Raw genomic sequence first — 19,636 nt, forward strand, 5'->3', positions numbered from 1 at the left:
GGGTGTGACCGGGGGCCGGTCAGGTCGCGTCGGGGTCGAACGGGGGCCGCTCGCCGGGCTGCAACGGCGCCCCGGTGGAGGCCGCCACCGGGGCGGCGGCCTTCTCGAAGCTGACGCTGCCGCTGCGGCCGTTCACCGGCGCCGCCGGCTTGTCGTCCAGGACCGAGCGGATGTCGAGCGAGTCCTTCATCTCCTTGAGGCCCAGCGGGTCCTCTTCGCCGCCCATGAGCTGCTTGCGGACGAAGGTCTTGGGGTTCAGGTCCTCGAACTCGAAGTCCTTGAACTCGGGGCCCAGCTCGCTGCGGATGTCCTCCTTCGCGTTGTCGGCGAAGGAACGGACCTTCCGGATGAAGCCCATGGTGTCCTGGATCAGCTTCGGCAGCTTGTCGGGGCCGAAGATGATGATCGCCATCACGGCCAGGGTCAGGATCTCCAGCCCGCCTACATCGCTGAACACCTAAGCTCCCTAGCTCGTCGGACGACGGTCCCTACAGGGTAATGGCCATCGGCGGGTCCATGGTCCACGCTGCGATGAAGCCGTGGTAAAGACCTGCCGATGGCCGAGATCGTCGCGACCGGGGCGCGAGCGGCGCTCTAGGTGCGGACAGGGCCTAGCGGGTCTGCTGGCGCAGTGCGGGCAGGCCGCCCGAGTTGCGCTCCGAGGCCGGCGGCGGCGTCGCGTCGCGGGTCGCGGCGACGGGGTGGGCCGGGAAGTCCACCGGGATCTGCGCGGTCATCGGGACCAGGCCCCCGCTGCGGCCCGTGCCGCCGCTGTTGCCGACCGTGCTGACCGGGTTGCCGTGCTGGTCCTCGCTCTGCGCGCTGAGGCCGCCGACCCCGCCGAGCGTGACCGCGGCGACCGAGAAGGCGCCCGCGGCGGCGAAGACGAAGCGGCGCCCGCGCGGCGCGGCGGAGCGTACGGCGGCGGCCGGGCGGGGCCGGACGGTGCTCTCGGGGCGGGCCGCGGCCTCGGGGCGGCCGTTGCGCCGGCCCATCAGGGGCCGCAGCACCGCGCCGCCGCGCCCGAACGCCCGCGGGTCGACCCCGGGCACCGGGGTGTCGGCGCCGAGCGCGCCCGCGCCGAAGGAGGCGCCTGCGCCGCGGCCGAAGGAGCCGCCGGTGAGCCGGCTGCCGCCGAGCGTGCCGCCGGCCGCGACCCCGCCGCCGGGCAGGTCGTCGTCGTCACCGCGGCTGCCGCGGCGGACGGGCCAGTCGGCGTCCGCCGGATCGTCCTCGGGCAGGCCGCCGACGGCCATCAGCCGGGCCATCAGGCCGGAGGAGGGGCCGGGGGTGCCGGTGCGGGTCAGCAGGTGCTTGACGGCCCGGCCCGCGTCGACCTCGGCGAGGCACTGCGGGCAGGTCGCCAGGTGGGCCTGGACGCGATCGCGCGAGTCGTGGCCGAGTTCGCCGTCCAGGAACGCGGAGAGGCGCTCACCGAGGTGGTGCTCCTCGGCGGCCGGCTCGGCGGGGCGCACCGGCACCGCGCGCAGCGCCGTCTCGCCCGGCAGCGGCAGCGCGGGCAGGACGGGCTCGCCCGGTTCGTCGCCGCCGCGGCGGCCGGGCAGGGCCCAGCCCCGCCTGGCCGCGGACCGGCCGGACGGGTCCGGCTGGCCCGGCCCGGACCGGCCGGTTCCGCTCACGATCGCCTCCGTCCGCGCGCACCCGGCGCGAGCGCGCCCTCGACGGCGGCGCCGACCGGCACCGGCTCCTCCGAGCCGCCGCGGCGCTCGCGCCCGGGGGCCGAGCCGGGGGCACGGTGCTTGAGCGCGGCGCGCAGGTGCGAGCGGCCGCGGTGGATGCGGCTGCGGACGGTGCCGAGCTTGACGCCCAGCGTGGCGGCGATCTCCTCGTAGGACAGTCCCTCGATGTCGCAGAGCACCACGGCGGCGCGGAACTCCGGGGCGAGGGTGTCCAGGGCGTGCTGCACGTCGGCGTCGAAGTGGGTGTCGCTGAAGTGCTGGGCCGGGCTGGGCTCGCGGGAGGCGAGCCGCTCGGCCGCGTCCTCGCCGAGCGCGTCGAAGCGGATGCGCTGGCGGCGGCGGACCATGTCCAGGAACAGGTTGGTGGTGATCCGGTGCAGCCAGCCCTCGAACGTGCCGGGGGTGTAGGTGGACAGCGAACGGAACACCCGGACGAAGACCTCCTGGGTGAGGTCCTCGGCGTCGTGCTGGTTGCCCGTCAGGCGGTACGCGAGGCGGTAGACCCGGGCGCTGTGCGCCTCGACGATCTCCTCCCAGGAGGGTGGAGTCCAGGTCTGCGCGTCGGGGCCCTCGGTGAAGGTCGCGAGGGCGGGGGCCTCGGTGGTACCGGCGGCCGGCGTCGCGGCGGCGGGCTGGTCCAGGTCGGAGTGCGCAGGCTGGTTCATCACGGGCTTCGGCGTACGGGCCGACGCGGTGCCGCGGGAGTGCCGCCGCACGGGGACGTCGCCCTCGGCCACACCTCCTCGGTCGGCTCTTCTGCCCAGCAGGGCCACCACCATATCCACCTCACCCGTCAAGCCCGGATAAAAGTGCCCGGGAGGTCTCCCGTACCCGGTCCTTCGTGACAACGGCCCGCCGCCGTACGCGGTTCCCGGTCGGCCAGTAATCTGTGCCAGGAAATATCGACTTCCCTCGGCACCGGGCCGTAACCCGGGGCTCCGAAAGAGGCAGCCATCAGCGAGTTCGGGCCCGCGCGTGTGGCCCTCGCCGACACCTACGTCGGCGAGGACGCGGTGCTGACCTACGCCCGGGCGCAGTCCGCGCGCACCGGGATACGGGCGATCGGGCCCAGCGGCGGGGCGTGCCTGCGGCTGCTGGCCGCGGCACTGGACGCCAAGGCGGTGGCCGAGATCGGCACCGGGACGGGCGTCTCCGGGGTCTACCTGCTGCGCGGCATGCGGCCGGACGGCGTGCTCACCACGGTGGACTCCGAGCCGGTGCGCCAGCAGCTGGCCCGCGAGGCGTACCACGCGGCCGGATTCGCGGCCAACCGCTCGCGGTTCATACCGGGCCGGGCGCTGGAGGTGCTGCCCCGGCTCGCCGACGGCCAGTACGACCTGGTGTTCTGCGACGGCGACCCGGCCGAGTCCAGGGAGTACCTGCTGGAGGCGATGCGGCTGCTGCGGCCGGGCGGGATGGTCTGCTTCGAGGGGGTGTTCCAGGAGGGCCGGCTGGCCGAGCCGGAGCTGCAGGACCCCCAGACGGGCGCGGTGCGCGACCTGGTCCGGGACGTCCGGGAGAGCGAGGCGCTGCTGCCGGCGCTGCTGCCGGTCTCGGACGGACTGCTCTGCGCCATCAAGCGGTAGGACCGTCGAGCGGCAGGGCCGTCAGGCAGCCGGACCGTCAGGCAGCGGCCCCGCCGCCCCGGACCGCGGCCTCCGGGCGGCCGGGCAGGGCCCCAAACGCCGCGGGGCCCGGGCCGACATGACGTCGTACCCGGGCCCGGCAGCACATCTCCAGGAGATGACGAGCACCCGCTGCGGTCAGCCGCAGGCCTTCTTCAGGGCCTCGCCGAGGGCGTCGGCCTCGTCAGGTGTGAGCTCCACCACAAGGCGTCCGCCGCCTTCGAGCGGAACGCGCATGATGATGCCCCGTCCCTCTTTGGTGACTTCGAGCGGGCCGTCACCCGTCCGCGGCTTCATGGCCGCCATGCTCGTTCCCCTTCCTGCAACCGCTCAGCTACGCACCGGCAGTCCGTCCACCGCCGGTATCGAACGCATTGATCGGAAGCCATTATCCCGCATGCCACGGGCTGATGACCAACATCACTCTCGGTGCAACATCGGCCGGACCGCCCCCAAGCGCCGCAATTGCCGTCATAAGCCCCGGCGTGGCGGCGGCGCGCGGGCCGTCGAAAGGTGCGATACCTCACACTCCCCACCCGGCCGTCCGCTCCGGCATCCTGGCACACGACCGACACCGAGCCGACCACAGGGAGCCCTCGCCCATGTCCGATTCCGTGCTGTACGAGCTGGACGGCGGCCTGGCCGTCATCACCATCAACCGCCCGGAGGCGATGAACGCCCTGGACGTCGCGACCAAGGTCGCGCTGCGGGACGCCGTGGCCGCCGCGGCCGCGGACCCGGCGGTGCGGGCGGTGCTGCTGACCGGGGCCGGCGAGCGCGCGTTCTGCGTCGGGCAGGACCTGAACGAGCACCTGACGGCGCTGAAGCGGGCCGAGGAGACCGGACAGAGCCCGCTGGGCACCGTCGCCGAGCACTACAACCCGCTGGTGCGGGCGCTGGCCGGGATGCGCAAGCCGACCGTCGCCGCGGTCGGCGGGGTGGCGGCCGGCGCGGGCGCCTCGCTGGCCTTCGCCTGCGACTTCCGGGTCCTCTCCGACCGGGCCGGCTTCAACACCGCCTTCGCCGGGATCGCCCTGACCGCCGACTCGGGCGCCTCCTGGACGCTGCCCCGGCTGGTCGGGCACGCCAGGGCCACCGAGCTGCTGATGCTGCCCCGGACGGTCAAGGCCGCCGAGGCGCTGGAGCTGGGCCTGGCCACCAGGGTGGTGCCGGCCGGGGAGCTCGCCGCCACCGCGCGGGCCTTCGCCCGGGAGCTGGCCGCGGGCCCCACGGTGGCCTACGGCGCCATCAAGGAGTCGCTGGCGTACGGCGCCTCGCACTCGCTGGACGAACTGCTCGACAAGGAGGACGAGCTGCAGACCCTGGCCGGCGAGAGCGAGGACCACCGGATCGCGGTCCGCGCCTTCATCGCCAAGGAGAAGCCGACCTACCTGGGCCGCTAGGGCGCGCCCAGCGGCCCTCTTCGGATCACACCGGGCGCGCGGTGCGGACGTGGCAGTCCGCCAGGTGGTCGTCGACCAGGCCGCAGGCCTGCATCAGGGCGTAGGCGGTGGTCGGGCCGACGAAGCGGAAGCCCTCCTTCTTCAGGGCCTTCGCGAGCGCGGTCGACTCGGGCGTGACGGCCGGCACCTCCCCCATCGTGCGGGGGGCCGGCCGGTCCGGGGCTCCGGCGAACCGCCAGATCAGCGCGTCCAGCCCGCCGTCCAGGTCGCGGGCGACCCGGGCGTTGGCGATGGCGGCCTCGATCTTGGCCCGGTTGCGGATGATGCCGGTGTCGGCGAGCAGCCGCTCCACGTCCGCCTCGCCGAACTCGGCGACCGCGGCGATCCCGAAGCCGGCGAACGCGGACCGGAAGCCCTCCCGGCGGCGCAGGATGGTCAGCCAGGACAGCCCGGACTGGAACGCCTCCAGGCAGACCCGCTCGAACAGGGCGTCGTCGCCGTGCACCGGACGGCCCCACTCGGTGTCGTGGTAGGCCCGGTAGTCGTCGGTCGACTCGCCCCAGGCGCAGCGGCGCAGGCCGTCCGCGCCGAGCACCGCGCCCTCGGCGGGAGCGGTCACCGGTCGTTCACCGGCTTCGCGTCCTCGGGCCGCTCCTGCTCGGGCCGCTCCTTGGTGAGCGCGACGGCCGGTTCGACCACCTTCGCGAACTCCTCCAGGCCGGGCAGCGGTTCGGCGCCGGCGTCCGGGCCGTCGGTCGCCTCGACCGCGCCGCGCAGGTGGCCTGCGGCCTCCAGTTCGGCGATCCGCGAGTCGCGGTAGGCGAGTTCGGCGCCGAGGCGGTCCAGGACGTCGTCGACCTCGTCCATCCGGTAGCCGCGGACGGCCATCGGCAGCCGCAGGTCGTCCACGTCCGCCTTGCTCAGCGGACGGTCCTGCGGCAGCCGGGCGGCGATGCGGTCCTGCACCGCCTCCGGCATCGAGCCGCCCCCGCCGAGCGCCACCAGCGCGGCGCCGCCGACCACCACGGCCATGGCGACCACGATCACCCAGAACACGAGCTGTCCTCCCGAACTCCCGGCCGGCCTGCTGCGAAGTGCCCCCGACCAAACTGATCATGACAGCATGGTCCCTGTGAGGCCGGGGGCCATCATCGCACCCGCAGCAGCTGTGGAGGAGACATCGGTGGCACTGCGCCTGGGACCGCGGGAATTCGGTGACGACGAGCTGGTGATCATGGCGATCGTCAACCGGACGCCGGACTCGTTCTTCGACAGGGGGGCGACCTTCGCGGACGAGGCCGCGTTCGCCGCCGCCGACCGCGCGATGGCCGAGGGAGCGGCGATCCTGGACATCGGCGGGGTGAAGGCCGGGCCCGGTGACGAGGTCACGGTGGAGGAGGAGCTGCGGCGCACCGTGCCCTTCGTGGCCGAGCTGCGCAAGCGCCACCCGGAGGCCGTGATCAGCGTCGACACCTGGCGGCACGAGGTCGGCGAGGCGGTCTGCGAGGTGGGCGCCGACCTGCTGAACGACGCCTGGGGCGGGGTGGACCCGAAGCTCGCCGAGGTGGCCGCGCGCCACGACGTCGGGCTGGTCTGCACGCACGCGGGCGGCGCCGAGCCGCGCACCCGGCCGCACCGGATCGGCTACCAGGACGTGATGGCGGACATCCTGCGGGTGACCGTCGGGCTGGCCGAGCGGGCGGTGGGGCTGGGTGTGCGGCGGGACGCGGTGATCATCGACCCGGGGCACGACTTCGGCAAGAACACCCGGCACTCGCTGGAGGCCACCCGGCGGCTGCCGGAGATGACCGCGACCGGCTTCCCGGTGCTGGTCTCGCTGTCCAACAAGGACTTCGTCGGCGAGACGCTGGACCGGCCGGTGAACGAGCGGCTGCTCGGCACCCTGGCCACCACCGCGGTCTCGGCCTGGCTGGGCGCGCAGGTCTACCGGGTCCACCAGGTCGCGGAGACCCGCCAGGTGCTGGACATGGTCGCCTCGATCCGGGGCACCCGCCCCCCGGCGGTCGCCCGCCGGGGGCTGGCGTAGGCGGCCCGGAGGGCCGGGGGCCCAGGCCTGTCCGGCCTAGATCTGGTTGGTCGGCCGGCGGGTGTCGGCGAGGATCTTCATGACCTCGTCGATCTCGTCGGTGATGTGGAACAGCTCCAGGTCGTGCGGGGCCGCCTTGCCCTGCGCGACCAGGGTGTTCTTCAGCCACTCGTAGAGGCCGCCCCAGTACGCGCTACCGAAGAGGATCACCGGGAAGCGGGTGACCTTCTTCGTCTGCACCAGGGTGAGCGCCTCGAACAGCTCGTCCAGCGTGCCGAGCCCGCCGGGCAGGACCACGAAGCCCTGGGAGTACTTCACGAACATCGTCTTGCGGACGAAGAAGTAACGGAAGTTCAGCCCGAGGTCGACGAACTCGTTGAGGCCCTGCTCGAAGGGCAGCTCGATGCCGAGGCCGACGCTGAGGCCGCCGGCCTCGGAGGCGCCGCGGTTGGCGGCCTCCATGGCACCCGGACCGCCTCCGGTGATCACCGCGTAGCCGGCCTCGGCGAGGGCCCGGCCGATGGCCACGCCGGCCTCGTACTCGGGCGAGTCGGCCGGGGTCCGGGCGGAGCCGAAGACGCTGATCGCGGGCGGGAGTTCGGCGAGGGCGCCGAAGCCCTCGACGAACTCGGAGGTGATCCGCAGCACCCGCCACGGATCGGTGTGCAGCCAGTCGGTCGGGCCGGTGGTGTCCAGCAGCCGCTGGTCCGTGGTGCTCGTGCCGACCTGGTCCCGGCGCACCAGCACCGGGCCCTTCTGCTTCTCGGGCCAGGCCTTCTTCTTCCGCGGCACGCCGACCTGCTCGGGGCCGTGTCCGTAGTGCTTCTCGTCTCCTGTGCCTGTCATGACGAAACCCTACGTCCGGTGATCCCGGTTTTCAGGCAACAGGGGAAGGTCGGTTGGGCGACCGGAAGATGGCGCTCAGCCGATGATCGGCCGGTCGGACCGGCCGATCATCGGAACGGCACCTCAGCTGGTCAGCCAGGCCCGCAGCCGCTCCTCGGTCTCCGCGATGGCGCTCAGCGAGCAGTGCTCCTCCCGCTTGTGCGCGAGGTTCGGGTCACCGGGGCCGTAGTTGACCGCCGGGACGCCCAGCGCGCTGAACCGGGCGACGTCGGTCCAGCCGAACTTGGCGCGGGCCTGGCCGCCGGTGGCCTCCAGGAAGGCCTGGGCGGCCGGCTGGGCGAGCCCGGGCAGCGCGCCCGGGGCGAAGTCGGTGACGGTCAGCTCGAAGCCGTCGAAGACCTCGCGCACGTGCTTCTCCGCCTCCGCCTCGCTGCGGTCCGGCGCGTAGCGGAAGTTGACCGTCACGACGCACTCGTCCGGGATGACGTTGCCGGCCACGCCGCCGTCGATCCGGACGGCGTTCAGGCCCTCCCGGTACTCCAGGCCGTCGATCTCCACCCGGCGCGGCCGGTAGTCCGCGAGCCGGGTGAGCACCTCGGCGGCGTGGTGGATGGCGTTGTCGCCGAGCCAGCTGCGGGCCGAGTGCGCGCGCACGCCGGTGAGCCGGATCTGCGCCCGCAGGGTGCCCTGGCAGCCGCCCTCGACGACCGCGCCGCTCGGCTCCATCAGCACCGCGAAGTCGGCGGCCAGCCAGTCCGGGCGCTCCCTGGCGAGGTGGCCGAGGCCGTTGCGGTGGGCCTCCACCTCCTCGCAGTCGTAGAACACGAAGGTGAGGTCGCGGTTGGGCTCGGGCAGGGTGGCGGCGAGCCGCAGCTGGACGGCGACGCCGGACTTCATGTCCGAGGTGCCGCAGCCGTAGAGCAGGTCCCCCTCGACGTGGGAGGGCACGTTGTCGGCGATCGGCACGGTGTCCAGGTGGCCGGCGAGCAGGACGCGCTCGGGGCGGCCGAGGGTGGTGCGGGCGACCACGTTGTTGCCGTACCGGTCCACGGTCAGGTGCGGGTAGCCGCGCAGCGCGGTCTCCACGGCGTCGGCGAGCGCCTGCTCGTCGCCGCTCACCGACGGGAAGTCGACGAGCCGGGCGGTCAGCGCGCCGCCGTCGAGGGTGAGGTCCAGGGGCGTCGGGTTCGGGCTGCTCATGGCGCCAGCCTAGTCCGCGTGGCGTGCACCCCGTGTGGCGCTTCCGTGACGCGGCGCGCGCGGGCCCGCCCCGGAGCGAGCGGACCGGCAACCGCAACCGGGTGGCGCCGCACACCCGTCCGAGTGGGTACGGTGTCGGATCAAGAAGCAAGGCGCGAGAGGGGCGACGGTGGCCAGGAGAAAGAGCGGCGAGGAGCTGGGCGAGGAGTTGGCGCCCCCCCGCCGCGGTCCACTGCGCGCGCTGTTGCTCGTGATCGTCGGCCTGCTCGGCCTCGCGCTGGTCGCGGGACTGGCCGTGGTCGGCATCTGGTGGTTCGGCTTCAAACAGGGCGAGCCCGAGGGCTGCTCGGTGAAGACCGCGGCCGGCAGCGGCACGCTGGAGCTCCCGCAGGCGGCCAACGCCGCGACGATCGCCGCGGTGGCGCGCTCGCGCGGACTGCCGGACCGGGCGACGACGATCTCGCTGGCCACCGCGATGCAGGAGTCCAAGCTGCGCAACCTCGCGGGCGGCGACCGGGACTCGATCGGCCTGTTCCAGCAGCGGCCCTCGATGGGCTGGGGCACGGCGCAGCAGATCGGGGACCCGGTCTACGCGACCAACAAGTTCCTGGACGGCCTGGTCAAGGTGCCCGGCTACACCCGGCTGCCGCTGACCGACGCGGCCCAGGCCGTGCAGAAGAGCGGCTACCCGCAGGCGTACGCCAAGCACGAGACCAAGGCGACGCTGCTCACCTCGGCGCTGGCCGGCCGGGAGCCCGGTTCGTTCTCCTGCGTGGTGCACGACTACGCCAAGCCGGATCCGGTCGACTCGCCCTCCCCCACGGCGGGCTCCACCGTCTCCCCGGCCGCCGTCCAGCCCACCGCCGCGGACCGGGCCCAGGTGCTGTCCGACCGGGTGCGCCGCGAGTTCGGCCGCACCGTGACCCCGGCCACCGGGTACGCCTCGACCATCAAGGGCGCCGAGAACGCGGTCTCGCTCACCCCGGACCCGTCCGCCGCCGCGCTGACCTCCTCGACCGACGGAACCGACGACGGAATCACCGCCGAGCGGGCGAGCGGCTGGGAGGTCGCCCACTGGGCGGTCGCCCAGGCCCAGCAGCTGGGCATCGCGACGGTCGCCTACGACGGGAAGATCTGGCGCAAGACCAAGTCGGAGGACGGCTGGCAGCCGCAGACCTCCGGGACGTCGACCAAGCTCGTTCAGGTCACCCTCGCCACGTCCGACAAGGGCTGACGCACTGACGTTCGGGTGGCCGCCGGACGGGTGAATCCGGTCAACCCCGGTGGACCGGGAGCCCGCCGTGGCGGCCCCGCCGGAGAACCGTCACTCCCCTTGCCCGGCGCCGGGCCCACGGGGCCGTACGGACCCCGCCAGGCGCCGTCACGGCGGTCCTACGATCCGATGGTCGGTCAGACACTTTCCTGGTCCAGGCCGAAACCATCTGGCTTCTCAAGCGGTAACACCGTCAGTCCGCCCGGCGGACGTGACGGACCCAGACCCTCCGAGGAGCCCCATGTCTCACCCCCTCACGCGACGGATCGCCAGCGCCGCGCTGCTCGTGGCGGCCGGCGCGACCCCGCTGGTCGCGGCCGGCTCCGCGTCCGCCCTGGGCGGCGACGCCCTGCTGCCCAAGAGCGACCTGGCCGCGCCGCTGGGCCAGCTGACCAACACCGACACCGGTTCCACCCTCCAGCACACCACCCACCAGCTGGGCCAGGCCGCCGGCAGCACCGGCGCCGCCACCGTCGCCGCGGGCGTACCGGCCTCCGCCGACGCCGCCGGCAACATCGTCGCCCACCAGCTCCCCGAGGCGAACGAGAAGGCCAGCTCGCTGACCGCCCCGGTCGACCAGACCGCCGCCACCACCGGCCAGCTCTCCGCCGTCACCCCGAAGGTCGCCTCCGCACTGGCCGGCAAGCTCGGCGAGGCCGTCACCGGCAAGGGCGTCGGCACCCGCAGCGCCGCGGCCAGCCCGGTCGGCGGGCTCGCCCAGACCGGCGCCATCGCCAAGGGCCTGCCCGGCGCCGACAAGCTCGCCGGCGCCGTCCCCGGCACCAACGCCGTCACCGACGCGCTGCCGCTCGGCTCCGTCGCGCGCGCGCTGCCCGCCCTGCCCGGCACCGACGTCCTGGGCCTGGCCGAGCACGGCTCGGCCAACCGCCTCGGCGGCGCCGACCTCGGCCCGAACAACCCGCTGTCCGGCCTCACCGGCGCGCTCGGCCCGATCGGCGGCCTGCTGGGCGGCGTGAACGGCGGCAGCATCAGCGGCCTGCCGCTGTAACCCGCCCCGGGTACGGCGAAGGGGCCGGTGTTCCGCTCTCGGAACACCGGCCCCTTCGGCGTCGGTCAGCGGGCCGCGTTCAGCCGCTCCACGGCCGCGGCCACCCGCTCGTCGGTCGCGGTGAACGCGACCCGGACGAAGCACTCGCCGGCCGGCCCGTAGAAGTCGCCAGGCGCCACCAGGATGCCCAGTCCGGCCAGCTCGGCCACGGTCTCCCAGCACGGGCGGTCCTGCGTCACCCACAGGTAGAGGCTCGCCTCCGAGTGCTCGACCCGGAAGCCGTACGCCTCCAGCGCCGCCCGCAGCGCCGAGCGCCGGGCCGCGTACCGCTCCCGCTGCTCCGCCACGTGCGCGTCGTCCGACAGCGCCGCGATCGTCGCCGCCTGGACCGGCGCCGGCACGATCATGCCGCCGTGCTTGCGCACCTCCAGCAGCTCCCTGACCACCACCGGGTCGCCCGCCACGAAGGAGGCGCGGTAGCCGGCCAGGTTGGAGCGCTTGGAGAGCGAGTGGACGGCCAGCAGGCCCTCGTGGCCCGCGCCGCAGACGTCCGGGTGCAGGACCGAGACCGGCTCGGCGGACCAGCCCAGCTCCAGGTAGCACTCGTCGCTGACCAGCAGCGCCCCGTGCTCCCGGGCCCAGGCGACCGCCCGGCGCAGCTCGTCCGCGCCGAGCACCCGGCCGGTCGGGTTGGACGGCGAGTTCACCCAGAGCAGGCGGACCCGCGAACCGTCCAGCTCGTCCACCGAGTCGTACTCGACCGGCTCCGCGCCGCACAGCCGCGCGCCCACCTCGTACGTCGGGTAGGCCAGCCGCGGGTAGGCGACCTGGTCGCCCGGGCCGAGGCCGAGCTGGGTCGGCAGCCAGGCCACCAGCTCCTTGGAGCCGACGGTCGGCAGCACGGCCTGCGGGCCGATCTCGGCGCCGCAGCGGCGGTGCAGCCAGCCGGCGATCGCCTCGCGCAGCTCCACCGGGCCCCACACCGTCGGGTAGCCCGGCGTGTCGGTGGCGGCGGCCAGCGCCTTCTGGATCACCTCGGGGACCGGGTCCACCGGGGTGCCCACCGAGAAGTCGCAGAGACCGCCCGGGTGGGCCAGCGCGGTCGCCTTGTACGGCTCCAGCTTGTCCCAGGGGAAGACCGGCAGGAGGTCGGACAGCCTTCCTCGGCCAGATGGGCGGCGCGCCGCCCCCGGGTGACCCGGGAACGGCGCGCGCGTGCTGTTGGTGTTCACAGCTCAGATGCCACCGATCGTCAGTGGTCGGCGTTCTGCGGCGGCAGAGCGGCGATGAAGGGGTGGTCGCGCTCGATCAGGCCCAGCTTCGAGGCGCCACCGGGCGAACCCAGATCGTCGAAGAACTCGACGTTCGCCTTGTAGTAGTCCTTCCACTCCTCCGGGGTGTCGTCCTCGTAGAAGATCGCCTCGACCGGGCAGACCGGCTCGCAAGCGCCACAGTCGACACACTCATCCGGGTGGATGTAGAGCGATCGCTCGCCCTCGTAGATGCAGTCAACCGGGCACTCTTCGATGCACGCCTTGTCCTTCACGTCGACACAAGGCTGCGCGATGACGTAGGTCACGCTGTCGTTCCTCCTCGGAAGGGCCGTGGCGGCCCGTTCTGTTCTGCTCGCGTGCGCGGTGAGCGCGGCGTCGTCGATGCCCGCCCCTAGTATCGCGGGTCGGAGACCGCAAATGCACAGGAGGTGCCCAGATGACGGCAGGCGGCCCGGCCCAGGACCGTCCGGAGGTCCGGATAGATCGCTCTGACGTGGGACGACGCGTGTCCGTCCGGCGCCTCTCGGGGTTCGTGGACGACCGGCCGGTGTTCCGGGATTCGATCGGCGTGCTCACATCGTGGGACGATCATGGACTGACGGTCGCTCCGCGGACCGGCGACCCCGTCTCCTTCCCCGAGAAGCTGCTGGTCGCGGGCAAGGTCGTGCCGCTCTTCCCGGCCCGGCGCGCACCGCTGCCCGCCGCCACGCCCGTCGAACTCCAGCGGATCGCGGCCCGCGGCTGGCCCGCCGTCGAACAGGAGCCGCTCGGCGCGTGGACGCTGCGCGCCTCGGCCGGGTTCACCCGCCGCGCCAACTCCGTCCAGGCACTCGGTGACCCCGGACTGCCGCTGCCCGACGCGCTCACCGCCGTCCACCGCTGGTACGCGGCGCGCGGCCTTCCCGCGTACGTCGAGGTGATCACCCCGGGCTCGCCGAACGAGTTGCGGGCCGAGCTCGACCGGCTGGGAGCCCGTTACGCGCCCACCCTGGTGCGCACCGCCCCGCTGGCCGGGCTCGCCCGGGCCGGCTCCGGGCCCGAGCGGGTCCGGCTCGCCCGGACCGCCGACCCGGCCTGGCTCTCGCTCTACCGCCGGGTCGGCGAGGACGAGGCGCTGGAACGGGCCGCCCGGCAGGTGCTGCACGGCGGGCCGTCGGTCTGGTTCGCCACCGTGCCGGGCGCCCCCGGACAGCCGCCGCTGGCGATCGGACGCTGCGTCGTCGACGGGCCCTGGGCCTGCTTCGGCGCGATCGAGGTCGCGCCGTACGCCCGGCGGGCCGGGCTGGCCACGACCGTCATGGCGGTGCTCGCCGCCCGGGCCGCCGAGGAGGGGGCGACCGGTGGATACCTCCAGGTCGAGGCGGACAACACCGGGGCGATCGCGCTCTATGACGGACTCGGCTTCACGACCAGTCACACTTACCACTACGCCCTTCTCCCCCAGGGGTAGCACCGCCCGCCCGCCCGCACCGCCGCCCCGCCCGCCCGCCGCTCCTCGCCCGCCGTTCGCCCGCCCGTCGTACGAAAGCCGTCGCCGTCACCGTGACCGAGCAGAGCAGAGACCGCTTCCGGACCGCCGCCCGCGCCGAGCATCCCGACCCGGTGCTGCTCTGCCTGCTCGCCGCCGCCGAACACGGCCCGGTCCTCGACCCGGACGACCCCGGGGAACCGCCCAGCGTGGACGCCCTGCTCGCCGCCTGCGAGGCCGCCCTCGACCGGCACGCGAGCGCCGTCCGGCTCGCCGTCGCCGAACGCGCCCCCGCCGGCCCGGAGGAGACCGCCGCCCTGCTCGCCGCCGTCCTCGGCGGGCGGGAACGCTTCCACGGGCGGCAGTCCGACTACCGGCGGCTCGAATCCTCGCTGCTGCCCGACGTGCTGCGGCGGCGGCGCGGACTGCCGATCATGCTGTCCCTGGTGTGGATGGCGGTCGGGCGGCGGGCCGGGCTCGCCGTCCACGGCATCGCGCTGCCCGGCCACGTCATCGTCGCCGTCGGCGGGCCGGGCGGCGGCGACGAGTACGTGCTCGCCGACCCCTTCCACGGCGGGCGGCTGCTCGACCCGGACGACGCCGAACGCCTGGTCCGCGGCGCCGGGCAGGAGTTCAGCCCCGACCTGCTCACCCCCGCCCAGCCGCTCGACCTCGTGCTGCGCGTGCTCGGCAACATCCGCGCCTGGGCCGCCGACCGCCCCGAACACGCCCGCACCCAGCTCTGGGCCACCGAACTCGCCCTCCTGCTGCCCCGCCACCCCGCCCAGCTTCGCCTCGAACGCGCCGAACTCCTCGTCCGCACCGGCGACTTCCTCGGTGGCTCGGCCGAGATGGACGCCTTCGCGCAGATCCTCGACACCTTCGACCCCGACACCGCCGCCAAGGTCCGCCAGGAGGCCCGGGCCGCCCGGCACCGGCTCAACTGACGACCGCCCGGGAACTCGCTCGGAGCCAGTCGGGGGCGCGCCCAGAACCAGCCGGGGGCGCGCTCGGAATCAACCGGGGCGCGCTCAGAGCCAGCCCTTCTCCCGGGCGATCCGCACCGCCTCGGTGCGGTTGCGGGCCTCGGTCTTCTGGATCGCCATCGACAGGTAGTTGCGGACCGTCCCCTCCGACAGGTGCAGCCGCCGCGCGATGTCCGCGTTCACCGCCCCGTCCGCCGCCGCGCCCAGCACGTCCCGCTCGCGCGCCGTCAGCGGGTTCGCCCCCTCCGCCAGCGCGGCCGCCGCCAGCACCGGATCGATCACCCGCTCCCCGCGCAGCACCCGCCGGATCGCCTCCGCCAGCTCCGAGGCCGGCGCGTCCTTCACCAGGAACGCGTCCGCCCCCGACTCCATCGCCCGCCGCAGGTACCCCGGCCGGCCGAAGGTCGTCGCGATCACCACCCTCGTCCCCGGTGCGTTCCGACGCAGCTCGGCGGCCGCCTCGATGCCCGTCATCCCCGGCATCTCGATGTCCAGCACGGCCACCTGCACCTCGTGCGCCAGCACCGCCGCCACCACCTCGTCCCCGCGCCCCACCTGCGCGACGACGTCGATGTCCCCCTCCAGCCCGAGCAGCGCCGCCAGCGCCTCCCGGACCATCCCCTGGTCCTCGGCGAGCAGCACGCGGATCAGGGCCCCGTTCTGAATGTCACTCATGGCCACGACCTTAGAGGGGCGCCGGAGAGGCCGCGGAAGGTATTCGCCTGGCTCGCCGAAGGCCTGCGGGCCAGACTGGCGGCATGCTGAACCTGGAACGCCTCCGCCCGGACCACGCCGACGCCCTGCTGGCCTTCGAGCGCGCCAACCGCGCCTGGTTCGCGCGGACCGTTCCGGACCGCGGTGACGCCTACTTCGCCGATTTCCCGGCCCGCCACGCCGCCCTGCTCGCCGAACAGGACTCCGGCGTCTGCCGGTTCCACGTCGTCCTCGACGCGGCCGGCGCCGTCCTCGGCCGCGTCAACCTCGTCGACATCACCGACGGCACCGCCGAACTCGGCTACCGCGTCGGCGAACACGCGACCGGCCGGGGCGTCGTCACCACCGCCGTCGCCCACCTCTGCCGGCTGGCCGCCGCGGACTACGCCCTCACGTCGCTGACCGCCGTCACCACCCTCGACAACCTCGCCTCCCAGACCGTCCTCACCCGCAACGGCTTCGCGGTCGTCGCCGAACTCACCCTCGACGACCGCCCCGCGCTCCGGTTCGGCCGCGCCCTCACCGACGGCCGGCCGTCGGCATAGGAAACCGGCGCGGGAAGTCGGCCAGGCCGACTTCCCGCGCCGGACGCGGGTCAGAGCCAGCGCTGCGCGGCCTCGACACTGTCGGAGCCACTGGTGTTGAAGGCGATGGCGGCCTGCGGGGCGTGGCGGCGGACGAGGTTGACGACGAGCTCGAAGAAGGGCAGGGCGGGTTCGGGCTTGCGGATGCCGCCGCCGATGACGACGACATCCCAGTCCCGGCCGGCGAGGGCGGCGGTGATCACGGGCCCGGCCGTCTCGTCGGGCGCGACCAGGGCCATCGACGCGTCGATGCCGTGGTCGGCGAAGCGGGCGAGTTCGGCGTCGAGGACGGCCCGCAGGCCGTCGCCGTCCATGCCGGGGACGGTGTGCGGGTCGAAACCGAGGATGAGTGCGGTAGCCATGCCGGGGAGGACGGTCAACCCGACCGGCCGGGTTCCGTGCCGGCCGGCGCGGTGACCATCCGCAGCGGGACGAAGGCCCGGAGCCGGAAGCCCCGGCCCCGCTCGCCCGGCCCGGCCTCCAGCCGCCCGCCGACCAGGGCCAGCCGCTCCTCCAGGCCTGAAAGCCCGTTGCCCGGCTGGGACTTGCCCGGTCCGCGCCCGTTGTCGGCGATCTCCAGGACGGCGTAGCGCTCGCCGCCGCCCTCCCAGCTCTCGTCGGCCGTGACGGTGCAGACGGTGGCGCCCTCGCCGTGCCGGACGATGTTGGTGACGGCCTCGCGCAGTGCCCAGGCCAGCGCGCCCGCCTCCTCGTCGGCGAGCCCCGGCCAGGTGTCGGCCAGTTCCGGCGCGGCCTCCAGCCGGACCTGTGCGGCGGCCAGCGCGGTGCGGGCGGCGGCGAGTTCGACCGGCAGGGTGGGGCGGCGGAAGCCGGTCACCGCCTCCCGGACGTCGATCAGCGACTGCCGGGCGACCTGCTCGATGTCGGCGACCTGCGCCCGCGCCGCCTCGTCCTTGCCTGCGTCCATGAACCGCCCGGCCAGTTCGCTCTTCAGCGTGATCAGCGACAGCGAGTGCCCGAGCAGGTCGTGCAGGTCGCGGGAGAGGCGCAGCCGTTCCTCGGAGGCGGCCAGGTGGGCGACGGCGGCGCGGGCCTCGCGCAGTTCCTTCATGGTGGCGACCAGCCGCTGCATGCCGGTCATCGCGGCGCCGGCGAGGAAGGAGGTGAGGGCCAGGGTGGGGATGGTGTCGCCGCCAGCGTGGCTCAGCACGCCGACGGTGGCGGTGAGCGCGGCCATGGCGGCGACACCGGGCAGCGCGTAGCGCACCGGCAGGATCACGGCGACGCACACCGAGGCGTAGGTGAAGAGGGTCAGGAAGGCCTCACCGAGGACGAAGGCCGAGACGCTCGCGAGCACGACCATCATCGCGACGATCAGCCGACAGGCCCGGGGCCGCATCCCGACCATCGAGCGGAAGATCACCAGCAGGACGTAGCTGCCGACGAAGACCGCCAGGCAGAGCCAGCCGAACACCCGGGCGGCCGTCCCGTGCCCGCCGTGCAGCAGGTTGCCCACCGGGTAGGCCAGGTAGATCGTCCACAGCAGCATCCAGCTGACCTTGACCAGCAGCTGCCGCCTGGTCTCGATCGGCGAGCCCGGGACGGTCATGAACGACGTGCGCGCCGGACCCGCCTCCGGCTGCTCGTCGGATCGGCGGGTCTGGCGCGGCTCGGTCATGCCGGTCATCATGCCTGGCGGGTGTCGCGGCGGTACAGCGCCGCCGCGGCGACGACGAACACCGCGAGGAAGGCGGCCAGCCCGGCGACCGCGCCGGTGTCCAGGGAGTGCCCGGGCTGGGTGAACGCGGCCAGCTGGTTGTACAGGTACACCGGGTTGAACCGGGCGAACTTCTCCAGCGAGCCGCTCACCGGGAACCACGTCCCGCCGAACAGCGCCATCACCATGTACGTGATCATCACGATGGTCTGCACCGAGTCCGGCGCCGCCGCGTACCCGAGCGCGACCCCGAGCGCCGCGAACACGAAGCTGCCCAGCCACAGCGCCGCCGCCAGACCGGCCCACTGCGCCGCACCGAGCGACACGCCCTGGACCGCGCCGAGCGCGAAGACCACCAGGATCGCCGGCAGCGTGGTCACCGAGCTCGCGGCGATCTTGCCGAGGGTGTACGCCCGGCCGGGCAGCGCGGTGAGCCGCAGCTGGCGCACCCAGCCGCTCTTGCGCTCCAGCGAGATCCGCTGCGCGCTGCCGGTGAGCACCGCGCCGACCGCGCCGAAGGTGGCCATCGAGACCATGAAGTAGGTCTTCGCCGACAGGCCGCCGGCCAGTGGGGAGGAGCCGTAGGCGTGGGTGAAGAAGAAGTACATCAGCGCCGGGAAGGCGATGGTGAAGACCAGGTAGCGCCGGTTGCGGAAGGTCCGCAGGATCTCCAGCCGGATCAGGGTGGTCATCGCACGGTCTCCTTCGCGTCCTCGCGCTGGTCCTGCGCGCCGGTGATGGTCAGGAAGGCCTGTTCCAGGCCGAGGCCGGTGACTTCCAGCCCGCGCGGGTACAGGCCCGCCCGGTAGAGCCCGGCGACGCTGGCATCGGCGTCCGCGGTGCGGATCCGGACGGTCCGCACGCCCGGCACCCGGGCGGTGACGTCCAGGGACTGCACGCCCGGCAGCAGGCGCAGCACGCCTTCGTCGAACTCCCCGTCCGCGTCGTGGAGTTCGAAGGCGACCCGACGGGCTCCGGCGCGCGCCTTGATCTCGGCGGAGCTGCCGTCGGCGATCAGCCGGCCCCGGTGCAGGACGAGGACGCGGTCGGCGATCGAGTCCGCCTCCTCCAGGTAGTGGGTGGCGAACAGCACCGTGCGCCCGGCGTCGGCCTGCGCCCGCATGCTCGCCCAGAACGCCTGCCGGACGGTGACGTCCATGCCGGTGGTGGGCTCGTCCAGCACGATCAGGTCGCTGTCTCCCGCGATCGCGAGCGCGAAGCGGACCCGCTGTTCCTGGCCACCGGACAGCTTGTCCGCCCGGCGCTCGGCCAGTTCGGTGATCCCGGCGTCGGCCAGCACCTCCTCGACCGACCGGCCGCGCGGGTGCACGTCGCGGGCGAGCTCGACCAGTTCGCGGACCTTGACGTCGGCCATCAGCCCGCCGCTCTGCAGCATCGCGCCGACCCGGCCGGCCGCGATCGCCTCCCGCGGGGTGCCGCCGAACAGCGTGACGCTGCCCTGGTCGGGCTGGCGCAGGCCGAGCAGCAGGTCAAGACTGCTGGACTTGCCGGCGCCGTTCGGGCCGAGCAGGGCGACGGTCTCGCCCGGGCGCAGCACGAGGTTGAGGTCGTCCACGGCGCGCACCCGCCCGTAGCTCTTGCCGACGCCGCGGAAGGCGGCCACTTCGGTGCTCATCGTCCCGCTCTTCTCCCCTGGTGGTGTCGCGCCCGTGGTCGCGATCGGTGTCGCGATCGGTGTCGCGATCGGTGTCGTTCGCACCACCTCAGAGTCCCGTGCGGGCGGGGTGCGGCGGCAGTGTCCGCCGTCGTGCCTTCGGTATGACGGATGTCATGGCTGCGGCCGGTACCCGGGTCAGGGGTACCGGCCG

23 protein-coding genes are annotated in these 19,636 nt (G+C 74.0%); 8 read left to right on the forward strand and 15 right to left on the reverse strand.

Features of this window, described 5'->3' with window-relative positions:
* Positions 1-19: 19 nt before the first annotated feature.
* The 3 genes from ACIP37_RS25255 to sigE all read right to left on the reverse strand — a co-directional run bounded on the left by ACIP37_RS25255 (position 20) and on the right by sigE (position 2,365).
* On the reverse strand, positions 20-457 hold the full coding sequence (locus tag ACIP37_RS25255; RefSeq protein ID WP_363621459.1) for a sec-independent translocase: 438 nt from the start codon (positions 455-457) through the stop codon (positions 20-22).
* A 154-nt stretch (positions 458-611) separates the two neighbouring features.
* Complete coding sequence (locus tag ACIP37_RS25260; protein WP_363586752.1) at positions 612-1,640, reverse strand: zf-HC2 domain-containing protein; 1,029 nt, start codon at positions 1,638-1,640, stop codon at positions 612-614.
* Entirely contained in the window at positions 1,637-2,365 is a 729-nt protein-coding gene (sigE, locus tag ACIP37_RS25265; protein ID WP_371522687.1) for an RNA polymerase sigma factor SigE, read from the reverse strand. The genes ACIP37_RS25260 and sigE overlap by 4 nt, the downstream gene beginning before the upstream one ends.
* 312 nt (positions 2,366-2,677) lie before the next feature.
* On the opposite strand from sigE, the gene ACIP37_RS25270 reads away from it, so the two are divergent.
* Positions 2,678-3,286 carry a class I SAM-dependent methyltransferase gene (locus ACIP37_RS25270; protein WP_350879900.1) on the forward strand — a complete coding sequence of 203 codons (609 nt, stop codon included), beginning with the start codon at positions 2,678-2,680 and terminating at the stop codon, positions 3,284-3,286.
* 177 nt (positions 3,287-3,463) lie between these two features.
* On the opposite strand, the gene ACIP37_RS25275 is transcribed toward ACIP37_RS25270, so the two are convergent.
* Entirely contained in the window at positions 3,464-3,631 is a 168-nt protein-coding gene (locus tag ACIP37_RS25275; protein ID WP_014137929.1) for a DUF3117 domain-containing protein, read from the reverse strand.
* Between the two features lie 296 nt (positions 3,632-3,927).
* Between ACIP37_RS25275 and ACIP37_RS25280 the strand changes: the two genes are divergently transcribed.
* The gene (locus tag ACIP37_RS25280) at positions 3,928-4,728 is read left to right on the forward strand and encodes an enoyl-CoA hydratase-related protein (RefSeq protein WP_363629537.1); all 801 of its coding nucleotides are present in this window, start codon (positions 3,928-3,930) and stop codon (positions 4,726-4,728) included.
* A gap of 25 nt (positions 4,729-4,753) precedes the next feature.
* Here ACIP37_RS25280 and ACIP37_RS25285 read toward each other — a convergent pair whose 3' ends face one another.
* Together ACIP37_RS25285 and ACIP37_RS25290 are read right to left on the reverse strand one after the other, a co-directional pair.
* Complete coding sequence (locus ACIP37_RS25285; protein WP_363621455.1) at positions 4,754-5,347, reverse strand: DNA-3-methyladenine glycosylase I; 594 nt, start codon at positions 5,345-5,347, stop codon at positions 4,754-4,756.
* Positions 5,344-5,784, reverse strand: a complete 441-nt coding sequence (locus tag ACIP37_RS25290) for a DivIVA domain-containing protein (protein ID WP_363586755.1) — start codon at positions 5,782-5,784, stop codon at positions 5,344-5,346. Before ACIP37_RS25290 ends, ACIP37_RS25285 begins: the two co-directional genes overlap by 4 nt.
* Before the next feature lie 178 nt (positions 5,785-5,962).
* Here ACIP37_RS25290 and folP point away from each other — a divergent pair, with 178 nt between their 5' ends.
* Positions 5,963-6,775, forward strand: coding sequence for a dihydropteroate synthase (gene folP, locus ACIP37_RS25295; RefSeq protein ID WP_363586766.1), 813 nt, complete (start codon positions 5,963-5,965; stop codon positions 6,773-6,775).
* Between the two features lie 36 nt (positions 6,776-6,811).
* On the opposite strand, the gene ACIP37_RS25300 is transcribed toward folP, so the two are convergent.
* Together ACIP37_RS25300 and dapE are read right to left on the reverse strand one after the other, a co-directional pair.
* A complete protein-coding gene (locus tag ACIP37_RS25300) occupies positions 6,812-7,621 on the reverse strand; it encodes a TIGR00730 family Rossman fold protein (RefSeq protein WP_363586756.1) in 810 nt (269 codons plus the stop codon).
* A gap of 123 nt (positions 7,622-7,744) precedes the next feature.
* Positions 7,745-8,821 carry a succinyl-diaminopimelate desuccinylase gene (dapE, locus tag ACIP37_RS25305; RefSeq protein ID WP_363586757.1) on the reverse strand — a complete coding sequence of 359 codons (1,077 nt, stop codon included), beginning with the start codon at positions 8,819-8,821 and terminating at the stop codon, positions 7,745-7,747.
* Positions 8,822-8,990: 169 nt separating this feature from the next.
* On the opposite strand from dapE, the gene ACIP37_RS25310 reads away from it, so the two are divergent.
* Positions 8,991-10,055 carry a hypothetical protein gene (locus ACIP37_RS25310; RefSeq protein WP_363586758.1) on the forward strand — a complete coding sequence of 355 codons (1,065 nt, stop codon included), beginning with the start codon at positions 8,991-8,993 and terminating at the stop codon, positions 10,053-10,055.
* A gap of 280 nt (positions 10,056-10,335) precedes the next feature.
* Entirely contained in the window at positions 10,336-11,103 is a 768-nt protein-coding gene (locus tag ACIP37_RS25315; protein WP_363586759.1) for a hypothetical protein, read from the forward strand.
* A gap of 65 nt (positions 11,104-11,168) precedes the next feature.
* On the opposite strand, the gene dapC is transcribed toward ACIP37_RS25315, so the two are convergent.
* Together dapC and fdxA are read right to left on the reverse strand one after the other, a co-directional pair.
* A complete protein-coding gene (gene dapC, locus ACIP37_RS25320) occupies positions 11,169-12,260 on the reverse strand; it encodes a succinyldiaminopimelate transaminase (RefSeq protein ID WP_400809891.1) in 1,092 nt (363 codons plus the stop codon).
* A 95-nt stretch (positions 12,261-12,355) separates the two neighbouring features.
* Positions 12,356-12,682 carry a ferredoxin gene (gene fdxA, locus ACIP37_RS25325; RefSeq protein ID WP_030061559.1) on the reverse strand — a complete coding sequence of 109 codons (327 nt, stop codon included), beginning with the start codon at positions 12,680-12,682 and terminating at the stop codon, positions 12,356-12,358.
* A 131-nt stretch (positions 12,683-12,813) separates the two neighbouring features.
* Between fdxA and ACIP37_RS25330 the strand changes: the two genes are divergently transcribed.
* Complete coding sequence (locus ACIP37_RS25330) at positions 12,814-13,827, forward strand: GNAT family N-acetyltransferase (protein WP_400809845.1); 1,014 nt, start codon at positions 12,814-12,816, stop codon at positions 13,825-13,827.
* Positions 13,828-13,919: 92 nt separating this feature from the next.
* A complete protein-coding gene (locus ACIP37_RS25335) occupies positions 13,920-14,792 on the forward strand; it encodes a transglutaminase-like domain-containing protein (protein ID WP_350879909.1) in 873 nt (290 codons plus the stop codon).
* A gap of 84 nt (positions 14,793-14,876) precedes the next feature.
* Here ACIP37_RS25335 and ACIP37_RS25340 read toward each other — a convergent pair whose 3' ends face one another.
* Entirely contained in the window at positions 14,877-15,506 is a 630-nt protein-coding gene (locus ACIP37_RS25340) for a response regulator transcription factor (protein WP_063347943.1), read from the reverse strand.
* A gap of 83 nt (positions 15,507-15,589) precedes the next feature.
* Here ACIP37_RS25340 and ACIP37_RS25345 point away from each other — a divergent pair, with 83 nt between their 5' ends.
* Complete coding sequence (locus ACIP37_RS25345; protein WP_400809842.1) at positions 15,590-16,090, forward strand: GNAT family N-acetyltransferase; 501 nt, start codon at positions 15,590-15,592, stop codon at positions 16,088-16,090.
* Between the two features lie 50 nt (positions 16,091-16,140).
* Here the strand turns inward: ACIP37_RS25345 and ACIP37_RS25350 are convergent, their stop codons facing one another.
* The 4 genes from ACIP37_RS25350 to ACIP37_RS25365 are packed head-to-tail and all read right to left on the reverse strand — an operon-like array spanning position 16,141 to position 19,443.
* Positions 16,141-16,491 carry a hypothetical protein gene (locus tag ACIP37_RS25350; RefSeq protein ID WP_363585411.1) on the reverse strand — a complete coding sequence of 117 codons (351 nt, stop codon included), beginning with the start codon at positions 16,489-16,491 and terminating at the stop codon, positions 16,141-16,143.
* A gap of 14 nt (positions 16,492-16,505) precedes the next feature.
* Positions 16,506-17,768 carry a histidine kinase gene (locus tag ACIP37_RS25355; protein ID WP_363585412.1) on the reverse strand — a complete coding sequence of 421 codons (1,263 nt, stop codon included), beginning with the start codon at positions 17,766-17,768 and terminating at the stop codon, positions 16,506-16,508.
* 8 nt (positions 17,769-17,776) lie between these two features.
* A complete protein-coding gene (locus ACIP37_RS25360; protein ID WP_363585413.1) occupies positions 17,777-18,499 on the reverse strand; it encodes an ABC transporter permease in 723 nt (240 codons plus the stop codon).
* Positions 18,496-19,443 carry an ABC transporter ATP-binding protein gene (locus ACIP37_RS25365; RefSeq protein ID WP_363629547.1) on the reverse strand — a complete coding sequence of 316 codons (948 nt, stop codon included), beginning with the start codon at positions 19,441-19,443 and terminating at the stop codon, positions 18,496-18,498. Before ACIP37_RS25365 ends, ACIP37_RS25360 begins: the two co-directional genes overlap by 4 nt.
* Positions 19,444-19,636 lie beyond the last annotated feature (193 nt).

Source organism: Kitasatospora sp. NPDC088861, from assembly GCF_044750105.1.
GTDB lineage: Bacteria > Actinomycetota > Actinomycetes > Streptomycetales > Streptomycetaceae > Kitasatospora.

Excerpts from the sequence above, each read along its gene's own strand:
- dapE (WP_363586757.1), bottom strand. The coding sequence starts at position 8,821 with ATGAGCAGCCCGAACCCGACGCCCCTGGACCTCACCCTCGACGGCGGC.
- ACIP37_RS25345 (WP_400809842.1), top strand. The coding sequence starts at position 15,590 with ATGCTGAACCTGGAACGCCTCCGCCCGGACCACGCCGACGCCCTGCTG.
- sigE (WP_371522687.1), bottom strand. The coding sequence starts at position 2,365 with ATGAACCAGCCTGCGCACTCCGACCTGGACCAGCCCGCCGCCGCGACG.
- ACIP37_RS25355 (WP_363585412.1), bottom strand. The coding sequence starts at position 17,768 with ATGACCGAGCCGCGCCAGACCCGCCGATCCGACGAGCAGCCGGAGGCG.
- ACIP37_RS25280 (WP_363629537.1), top strand. The coding sequence starts at position 3,928 with ATGTCCGATTCCGTGCTGTACGAGCTGGACGGCGGCCTGGCCGTCATC.
- ACIP37_RS25350 (WP_363585411.1), bottom strand. The coding sequence starts at position 16,491 with ATGGCTACCGCACTCATCCTCGGTTTCGACCCGCACACCGTCCCCGGC.
- ACIP37_RS25275 (WP_014137929.1), bottom strand. The coding sequence starts at position 3,631 with ATGGCGGCCATGAAGCCGCGGACGGGTGACGGCCCGCTCGAAGTCACC.
- ACIP37_RS25330 (WP_400809845.1), top strand. The coding sequence starts at position 12,814 with ATGACGGCAGGCGGCCCGGCCCAGGACCGTCCGGAGGTCCGGATAGAT.
- ACIP37_RS25365 (WP_363629547.1), bottom strand. The coding sequence starts at position 19,443 with ATGAGCACCGAAGTGGCCGCCTTCCGCGGCGTCGGCAAGAGCTACGGG.
- ACIP37_RS25315 (WP_363586759.1), top strand. The coding sequence starts at position 10,336 with ATGTCTCACCCCCTCACGCGACGGATCGCCAGCGCCGCGCTGCTCGTG.
- ACIP37_RS25300 (WP_363586756.1), bottom strand. The coding sequence starts at position 7,621 with ATGACAGGCACAGGAGACGAGAAGCACTACGGACACGGCCCCGAGCAG.
- ACIP37_RS25360 (WP_363585413.1), bottom strand. The coding sequence starts at position 18,499 with ATGACCACCCTGATCCGGCTGGAGATCCTGCGGACCTTCCGCAACCGG.
- ACIP37_RS25340 (WP_063347943.1), bottom strand. The coding sequence starts at position 15,506 with ATGAGTGACATTCAGAACGGGGCCCTGATCCGCGTGCTGCTCGCCGAG.
- folP (WP_363586766.1), top strand. The coding sequence starts at position 5,963 with ATGGCGATCGTCAACCGGACGCCGGACTCGTTCTTCGACAGGGGGGCG.